The 558-nt window shown below is 65.4% G+C and carries 2 protein-coding genes; both read left to right on the top strand.

The window, feature by feature from the left end; translation table 11 throughout:
- Nucleotides 1-245 (top strand): hypothetical protein (locus EOD42_RS26115; protein ID WP_206020473.1); only part of this gene is annotated, 245 nt, incomplete at its 5' end.
- 45 nt (nt 246-290) lie between these two features.
- A partial coding sequence (locus EOD42_RS25630; RefSeq protein ID WP_456308135.1) for a hypothetical protein occupies nt 291-558 on the top strand: 268 nt, incomplete at its 3' end.

Below are 558 nucleotides of genomic sequence, written 5' to 3' on the forward strand. Positions count from 1 at the left end.
TGGACGAGAGCCTGCTGTTCGACGCGCATGACAACTCGGCGCTGCGCATCGCCATGGTCATCCCGCAGGGCATCTGGCTCGCGGGGCTGGTCATGTTCGTGATCATGGTGGCGGCCCTGCTGCTGGAAAGCCTGGCGGCGCTGCTGGCGGGCGAGCCCGCGCGGCTGGACACGCTGCTGGCATCGCGCAGCTTCGAGGACGAGACCGCCGAGGCATTGGACGCGGTCGGGATGGCACGGGAATGAAGAACGTTCTTTTTCTTCAGAAAAAGAAGAAATGAGGCACCATCTATGATCGCCGTCGTCTTCCTGCTGGCCCTGCTCGGCGTCCTCGTCTTCGCCGCCGCCGGCACCGCAGCCGTCCCCGTCGCCGAGATACTCATGCTCATCGGCGTCTTCATCGTGTTCTTCGGCTCGGGCGTCTATGTGGCGGCCGTGCTGGGCATCCTCGCCTTCCTCATCGGCTTCATGTTCAGCGACCGGCCCTGGTGGCTGTTCGCCGGGCAGACGCTGTGGGGGCCCAGCTCCAACTTCGTCCTCGTCGCCGTGCCGCTGTTCC

Source organism: Rhodovarius crocodyli, from assembly GCF_004005855.1.
Classification (GTDB): domain Bacteria; phylum Pseudomonadota; class Alphaproteobacteria; order Acetobacterales; family Acetobacteraceae; genus Rhodovarius; species Rhodovarius crocodyli.